The sequence below is a fragment of the Frankia sp. R82 genome (genome assembly GCF_023716925.1).
Taxonomy (GTDB): domain Bacteria; phylum Actinomycetota; class Actinomycetes; order Frankiales; family Frankiaceae; genus Frankia.
On record NZ_JAMQQG010000046.1, the window covers coordinates 26,548 to 34,216 of the forward strand.

Below are 7,669 nucleotides of genomic sequence, written 5' to 3' on the forward strand. Positions count from 1 at the left end.
CAGGCTTCCACCAAACCCAGGGCACCCCCCGTGGACCGCGGGCAGATGGTGGGTGTCTATCCTCCTCAACGAGATGTGTCACGAGTGGTGGCGCAGGTTGGGGGCGACAATGGTTTCGAACACGGCGGCGCGGTTATACGCGGAGATCTACGAGAAACCGTCGAACTGCGGCCCACTGCGCAAGCGGCTCGGGATGAGCGACGCCTCGTTCACCAACGCTGTCGACGAGTTGATTGACGCCACCTACGCAGTGATGGACGGGCGTCGTATCCGACGTTCTTCGACGGGCCGGGTCGCGGAGGCGGGACTGTCCGCGGAGGCGGCACAGATTCTTGACCGTCTTGTACCAGACGGCACGGCTATCGGTGGGCTACAGCTGCGCAGCGTTGTCCGGCTGACGAATGACCGCTACCAGAGTGGTCTTGCTGAACTCAGGGGCGCCGACCTCGTTCGTCTCGGCCGCGGCCGTGGCGGCACCGTTGCCCGCGTCGCCCTGGACCCGCTGCCAGCGGAGCCCGAGTTTCAACCGGTCGAAGTCTCCGTCTCCGGGTCAGCCTCTCCAGAGCCCCGTCTGTTTTCCCCCTGCCCTGGGCAGCTGGCCAGCCGAGAAACGGAGCTGTACCAGCCCTTCGTCGACTGGTACCAGGCCGAAATGGACACCATGTCGCCCACCTTTGGGCGCGTGCGAGTGACGGCGTCGCCCCGTGGCTATGCTCGCGGGAGCGGGCAGTGGACGCGTCCCGACGTGGTCGCGGTCGAAGTGCGTTCCTACGATCTACTTCCCTCGGTCGACCTCGCGGTCTCTTCTTTCGAAATCAAACGTGCGGTGGAGGCCCACCGTCTGCAGTCCGTCTACGAGGCGGTGGCTCACGGCCGCGTAGCCCAGTTCCCGAACCTGGTCATCGAGGTGGACACGGACGACAACGACGACCTACCGCTTCCCGCTGGCATGATCTCAGAGGCGACCCGCCACAAGATCGGTCTGTACACGATGTACAACGCCGGCGATGGGACATTCCGAATACGCCAACACCTCGAACCATACTCGCAGAATCCCGATCCGGGCGATCTCCAGGCGTTGCTCGAGTATTTCTTCCACCAGGATGACACCGGGTTGAAAGAGTATCGGCAGGCAGCCAGACTCTAACTGCCTGCTACTACCGCGAGTGTCCTCCAGCATCACCCCCACCCGCCCATCCGTTTGCCGAAGTCGTCGAAGCTGCCCGCCTCGCCCAGCGCAACCAGCACGTCGGCGCGGTCCGCCGGCCCGGCAGACCGGCCCGGCAGCGTCGTCGACGGCGATGACGGCTCGCAGCCGCTGTACGCGGTCCATACACCAGCGGCCGACGGGCGCTGACCTGCAGGCTCGCTCGCGCATCCGCACCATCGCGACACCAGTGGCCGGTAGGTAGGTGCGGTGTCGCTGTCCAGGATGGGGGTGGCGACGGTGGGCTGCTCGGTTTACCGCTCCCGGTCAGCCACGGCGTAACCGAAGGATCATGATCCGGCCCGCGCTCTAGTCGGGGTCGGTACCGGCGGCTTCTTCGCCGCGGCGGCCGGCCAGGAGGCGATTCGCGCGTTCGCGAACGCCGGTGCCGGCCACCGCCGACGTCAGCTGACCGGGATCTCCCACGGCTGCCTCGGCCGGCCCCACCTCTGTCCTCCTCGGCTTCCTGACCTACGGGCGGCTCAGCGGTGCAGGTAGGCGGCGAGGCCGCCCAGGTCCTCGTCGGCGATGAACGCGGAGCGCACGTTGAGGATGGCTTCCTCGGCGTGGGAGAGGCAGCCCCACGCGGAGTCGCCCCACGGGTCGGCGACCTTGAGCTCGGCTGGCGCGCTGCATCCGTGGGTGCCGCCGAGCTGGCAGTGCTTCGGGTGTGGTGCGCTGGCGTGGGTTGCCGCGGCGGCGCGGATCTGGGCGGCGAGTTCCGTGGCGGCGGTGGCGCGCTGCTCCGCCTCGGCGCGCAGCTGTTGTTCCGCCTGTACCGCCCTGGCCAGCTCGGCATGGGCCGCTTCGGCGTGTGCCTCGGCGGTTCGGCGGGCCTGCTCGCTGTGGTGGCGTTCGATGGCCAGGGCCGCGGTGCCGGCGAAGACCCGGGTCAGGGCGAGGTCGCTGTCCTGCGGGACGCGGGGGGTGCGGTGGTACATGGCGAACGTGCCCAGCAGGCTGCCGTCGCGGGCCAGGATGGGGGTGGACCAGCAGGCGCCGAGACCGGCCCGCTTGGCCAGGTCCCGGAAGTCGTCCCACAACGGGTCGGTGGCGATGTCGGTGACGGTGACCGGTTCGCGCCGGTGGGCGGCGGTGCCGCAGGAGCCGACGCCCTCCCCGGTGGCGATCCCGTCGATGGCCCGGTTGTAGAAGTCGGGGAGGCTGGGCGCGGCGCCGTGGCGCAGCTGCGCGCCGTCGGGGTCGGCGAGCAGAACGGAGACGAGCACCTCCTGCGGGGCCAGGTTCTCGATGCAGCGGGCCATCCCGTCGAGCACCTCGCGCAGGGGTGCCTGGCGAGCGATCTGTTCCAGCAGGGCGCGCTGTTCGGCCATCAGCTGTTGCGTGTGCCTGACCTGGGTCGTCTCCACGCCGATGACCAGGATCCCGGTCACGGTGCCGGCGGCGTCCCGTCGCGGCTCGTAGGTGACGTCGAAGAACGCCTCCTGCTCGTGCGCGCCGGAACCCCGCACGACCCGCACGTCCCGCTCGGTGTGGGGCTCGCCGGTGCGGTGGACCCGGTCGAGCGGAGCGAGGAAACCCTGCCCGGCCAGGTCGGGCCCGAGCTCGGCGAGAGTTGTTCCGATGCCCACCCGTTCGTCGCCGATCACGGCGAAGAAGGCCGGGTTCGCCGTCTCGACCACGTGGGCCGGGCCCGCCAGCGACGCGAACACAGCGGTGGACGGCCCGAACAGATCCCGCAGGTCTCCCTGCACGGCCTGCCCGGCAGTCGCCGGACCCGCCGCCATGGACTGCTGGTGCGAGACCTCCGTCATGGCGTGACTGTCTCCTTCCGGGAACCGGGAGGATGCGTTGATGGTGTGCCCGCCGGTGACGGATGGCCAGCCTACGGGAAGGGGACGAACCTGCCGATGTGACGAGCAGCTCCACCGGTTCGGCGATGGCGTACGCACCACTGGTGTGCAGGCGAAGGTGAGCTCCGTGGCCGCCCTCGGTCTCGACACCGGAGCCCTCATCATGTTCGACCGCCGACCCTCCGCCCCCGACATCACCGAACGCACCGACCTGGACGCCACCACCACCCCGTCCGGCCGACTCGTGACCCTTCTGCGAGCCTGAGCCGTCGCCGCTGGACAGCGTGAGCGACGGATTCACCCACCTGTGGCTCACGGCTGCCCACCGCGGCGGTGGCCGTCCCTGGCAGTCAGAGCGGGGGCCAGAAATACGATCATGGAGAGGAGCAGTGGAACGGCGAGCATCGCGGCGTGCAGGCCGAGCAGCGCGGACAGGGCGCCGACCAGGACGGGGCCGGTCAGCCAGCCGAGGTAGCCGAAGGTCGCGTAGGCCGCGACGGACGTCCCGGCGGCCCGTCCGACCCGGGCCACGGCCGACATGCCGGACGGGTAGACGCAGGCCGCGCCCGTGCCCACCGCGGCGAATCCGAGGATGCCGGTGGCGGTCCCCGCGCCGGTGGTGCCGGTGGCCAGGGCCAGCCCGAAGAGGACGGCCGCGATGCCGGCCAGGGTGCGCACGAGCCGGTCCGGCCCGAACCGGACGGCCGCGCGGTCGCCGATGGTCCGGGTCGCCAGCATGCAGCCGCTGAACACCACATAGCCCACGCCCGACACTCCGGCGGCGGCCCCGGTCACCTCCTCGAGGTACAGCGCACTCCAGTCGGCGGCGACCCCCTCACACAACAGCGAGCCGAACGCCATCGCGCACAGCGCCACCAACGTCCGAGAAACCCGCCCGACCCGGACCCGAACGCCCATCCGCTCCGAGGAGCATTCCGACGCCGGTCGGCCAGAGCTCTGGGCGCGCGAGGCATCCGACGCGGGCGGGGGCGGAGGCGGGATGTCCGGTGTGAACCGGTCGGTGGGGAGCATGGCCAGAGTGGCGGGCAGGATCGTGACCAGGGAGAACGCACCGACACCAAGAAGCTGGACGGCCAGCGGGATGCCGAGGCCGGCCGCGGCCGAACCGACGCCGGCGCCCAGCAGCGCCCCGGCAGCCCAGGCGGCATGGGCGGACGTCATGATCGGCCGGCCGTAGCGCCGCTCGACCTGGGCGATCTGGGTGTTCAGCGCGACGTCCAGGGCGCTGCTGGCCGCGCCCCACAGCGCGAGGACCGCGAACAGTTCACCGACGTCGCCCGCGACCGCGAGCAGAAGCCAGACCGTGCAGGTCACCACGAGCGCCGCCCGCACGACGACCCGGCTGTCGAGGCGGCCGAGTACCCGGCCGGTCAGCCAGATGGTCGCGACCGCACCGAACGGCGCGCCGAGCAGGGCCGCCCCGAGCGCGCCGTTCGAAAGACCCAGGTCGGCGCGCACCCCGGGGATCCGCGGCGCCCAGGACCCGGCCAGCAGTCCGAACGCCACCATCGCGATCATGCAGGCCACCCGGGCCCGCCGGGGCGCCGCGTCCGGCCGTCGGGCCCTGACGCCGGTCAACGGCAACGCCCTGTCATCACCCGAGCCCACCGCACTGTGGTCCTCGCCCCCTCCGGATCGGCAACGTGACGTTGCCCAAGTCCGCACTCCTGGCCGCCCGCGCACGGGCGTGTGGGCTCGCGGCTCGGGCAGACTTGGGCCGTGGCTGACGACGATGCGTACCGATTGCTCGACGATCCGTACCAGTGGCTCGAGGACGTTCTCGGGGACGAGGCGCTGACCTGGGTGCGGGAACGCAACGCCGAGACGTCCGCCGAACTGGCCGAATCCGACACGTTCACGGCCCTTCGCGCCGAGATCCGCGAGGTGCTGGACGCCGACGACCGTATCCCCTACCCGGTGCGCCGCGGCGAGCACCTGTACAACTTCTGGCGGGACGCGACGCACCCTCGCGGCCTGTGGCGGCGCACGACGCTCGAGTCCTACCGCACCGCCGAGCCGGACTGGGAGATCGTCCTCGACGTCGACGCGCTCGCCACCGCCGAGGACGAGAACTGGGTGTGGCACGGCGCGCAGGTGCTGCGACCCGGCTACCGGCGGGCGCTGGTCAGCCTGTCGCGCGGCGGCGCGGACGCCAATGTGATCCGCGAGTTCGACCTGGTCGACAAGGCCTTCGTGGCCGGCGGCTTCACGCTGCCCGAGGCCAAGAGCTCGGTCGGCTGGATCGACCAGGACCGCATCTACGTCGGCACCGACGTCGGCGAGGGTTCGCTGACCTCGTCCGGCTACCCGCGGATCGTGCAGGAGTGGCGCCGCGGTACCGACCTTTCCGAGGCCGTCACCGTGTTCGAGGGCAAACCGGAGGACGTCTCGGTCGGCGCCTACCACGACCCGACCGAGGGCCACGAACACGACATCGTTCACCGCAGCGTCGACTTCTACCGGGACGAGACCTACCTGCGCACCCCGTCCGGGCTGGTTCGACTGGACGTTCCCGACGATGCGCACAGCTCGATCCACCGCACCTGGCTGCTCGTCACCACTCGCTCGCAGTGGGCGGTGGACGGGCACGTCTACCCGTCGGGAGCGCTGCTCGCCCTCGAGCTGGCCGCCTTCCTCACCGGACGGCGCGATTTCGAGGTCCTGTTCGAACCGGACGAGCACACCTCGCTCGAATACCACGCGTGGACGCGCCACCATCTGATCGTCGGCACCCTGCGCGACGTCCGCACCGAACTCACCGTCCACACCCCCGGCCCGGACGGCTGGACGAAAAGCCCGCTGACCGGCCTGCCGGACACCGGCGCGGTCTACGTCAGCGACACCAACCCGGACGACGACGACGAATATCTCCTCACCGCCAGCGGTTACCTGCAGCCCGCCACCCTCTACCGTGCCGAGCTCGGCCCCGGTTCCGGTTCCGGCTCCGGCTCCGGCTCCGCAGCCGGGGCCGGCGCTGCCGGCGGAGCGGATTCCGGTGGGCGACCGGAGATTCTCAAACAGGCGCCGGCGTTCTTCCCCGCCGAAGACCTCACCGCCCACCAGTACTTCGCGGTGTCGGACGACGGCACCCGCATCCCGTATTCCGTCATCGGCCCGAACACCCGCGGGCAGGCAGACGCCTCCGGGCAGGCAGGCGCTCACGGACCGGAAGACGCATCCGGGCAAGCGGGCGAGGCCGGGCGGACAGCCCGGCCGGGGCCGACACTGCTCTACGGGTACGGCGGTTTCGAGGTGTCGCTGACCCCGGGGTACAGCGGGACGATCGGCCGCTCCTGGCTGGCCCGCGGCGGTACCTATGTGGTCGCGAACATCCGCGGCGGCGGGGAGTACGGCCCCCGGTGGCATCAGGCGGCACTGCGGGAGAACCGGCTGCGCGCCTACGAGGATTTCGCCGCCGTCGCCCGGGATCTCGTCGCCCGGGGCATCACGACGCCGCAGCAGCTCGGCATCGAGGGCGGTTCCAACGGTGGCCTGCTGATGGGCGTGATGCTCACCCGCTATCCGGAGCTGTTCGGCGCCGTCGTCTGCTCGGTGCCGCTGCTGGACATGCGCCGCTATCACCAGCTGCTGGCCGGCGCCTCCTGGGTGGCCGAATACGGCGACCCCGACGACCCGGCCGACTGGGCGTTCCTGCGTGAGTACTCGCCCTACCAGAACGCCCGCGCTGACCGGCGCTATCCCGCCGCGCTGGTCACCACCTCCACCCGGGACGACCGGGTGCACCCCGGGCACGCCCGCAAAATGGTGGCCAGGCTGCGGGAGTTCGGTCAGAACGTCCGCTATTTCGAGAACATCGAGGGCGGCCACGGCGGTGCCGCCGACAACGAGCAGCTCGCCCACATCACCGCGCTGACGTATGAGTTCCTCTGGCACACCCTCGGCGCCGAGCGGGCCGTCATGACGCCATAGCCGGCCCAGGCCGGCGTTCTGCCCGGGCGAGCGAGGGCGGTCAGGACCCGGCCGACCCCCTACTCGACCGGGCAGCGGAGCAGTCGCTACTCCGGGCGCATGATCAGGCAGCTGCTGGAGGCGGTGGCGTACACCTTGCCGGCGGCGTCGGTGATGCGCCCCTCGGCGAGGGCCGTACGCCGACCGAGGTGGACGACGCCGGCCTGCGCGGTCACCGGACCGGTGCCGATGGTGACCGGCCGCAGGAATTTCAGCGACAGATCGAGGCTCGTGTAGAAGACGCCGGCCGGGAGCATGGAGTGCACGGCGCAGCCGCAGGCGGTGTCGAGCAGCGTCGCGAGCACGCCGCCGTGCACGGTGCCGAGCGGGTTGTAGTGAAACTCCTGCGGCGTCAGCTGGAAGGTGGCGCCGCCCTCGTCGATGGCGAAGCTGTCGAAGTCGAGGGTCTGCGCGATCGGCGGTAGCGGGATGGTGCCGTCGCGCATCGCGGCGAAGACCTCCACTCCGCTGCGGCCCGCTGCGGCGGCCACGATGGCGCTCGGATCGTCCCAGGTGAACGTCCGCTGCCGCCGCTGGTCCCCCGTCGTCGGCGCCGCCGGCGGCGCCCCCGCCGGAGTCTCCCGATTCGCCATCCCTCCAGCCCCCGCCCCCTCGGGTGGGTTCGTGATAGGACCCACACAACACGACTGGCTGCGAT

General features: G+C 71.0%; 6 protein-coding genes. 3 read left to right on the forward strand and 3 right to left on the reverse strand.

The genetic code is table 11. From position 1 onward, the window contains the following. Positions 1 to 52 precede the first annotated feature (52 nt). Complete coding sequence (locus ND747_RS11960; protein ID WP_251733593.1) at positions 53 to 1,147, forward strand: hypothetical protein; 1,095 nt, start codon at positions 53 to 55, stop codon at positions 1,145 to 1,147. 542 nt (positions 1,148 to 1,689) lie between these two features. Here the strand turns inward: ND747_RS11960 and ND747_RS11965 are convergent. Next, complete coding sequence (locus ND747_RS11965) at positions 1,690 to 2,982, reverse strand: GAF domain-containing protein (RefSeq protein ID WP_251733594.1); 1,293 nt, start codon at positions 2,980 to 2,982, stop codon at positions 1,690 to 1,692. Between the two features lie 166 nt (positions 2,983 to 3,148). Here ND747_RS11965 and ND747_RS11970 point away from each other — a divergent pair, with 166 nt between their 5' ends. Further along, positions 3,149 to 3,286, forward strand: coding sequence for a hypothetical protein (locus ND747_RS11970; protein WP_251733595.1), 138 nt, complete (start codon positions 3,149 to 3,151; stop codon positions 3,284 to 3,286). A 47-nt stretch (positions 3,287 to 3,333) separates the two neighbouring features. Here the strand turns inward: ND747_RS11970 and ND747_RS11975 are convergent, their stop codons facing one another. Beyond that, positions 3,334 to 4,650: an MFS transporter gene (locus ND747_RS11975; RefSeq protein ID WP_251733596.1), complete on the reverse strand. Its 1,317-nt coding sequence runs from the start codon at positions 4,648 to 4,650 to the stop codon at positions 3,334 to 3,336. 111 nt (positions 4,651 to 4,761) lie between these two features. On the opposite strand from ND747_RS11975, the gene ND747_RS11980 reads away from it, so the two are divergent. Then, a complete protein-coding gene (locus ND747_RS11980) occupies positions 4,762 to 6,972 on the forward strand; it encodes a prolyl oligopeptidase family serine peptidase (RefSeq protein WP_251733597.1) in 2,211 nt (736 codons plus the stop codon). A gap of 86 nt (positions 6,973 to 7,058) precedes the next feature. On the opposite strand, the gene ND747_RS11985 is transcribed toward ND747_RS11980, so the two are convergent. Beyond that, positions 7,059 to 7,604: a PaaI family thioesterase gene (locus ND747_RS11985; RefSeq protein WP_251733598.1), complete on the reverse strand. Its 546-nt coding sequence runs from the start codon at positions 7,602 to 7,604 to the stop codon at positions 7,059 to 7,061. Between the last annotated feature and the right edge of the window lie 65 nt (positions 7,605 to 7,669).

Bases quoted from the DNA above. Each gene is read 5' to 3' on its own strand.
- ND747_RS11965 (WP_251733594.1), bottom strand. From the start codon at position 2,982: ATGACGGAGGTCTCGCACCAGCAGTCCATGGCGGCGGGTCCGGCGACT.
- ND747_RS11985 (WP_251733598.1), bottom strand. From the start codon at position 7,604: ATGGCGAATCGGGAGACTCCGGCGGGGGCGCCGCCGGCGGCGCCGACG.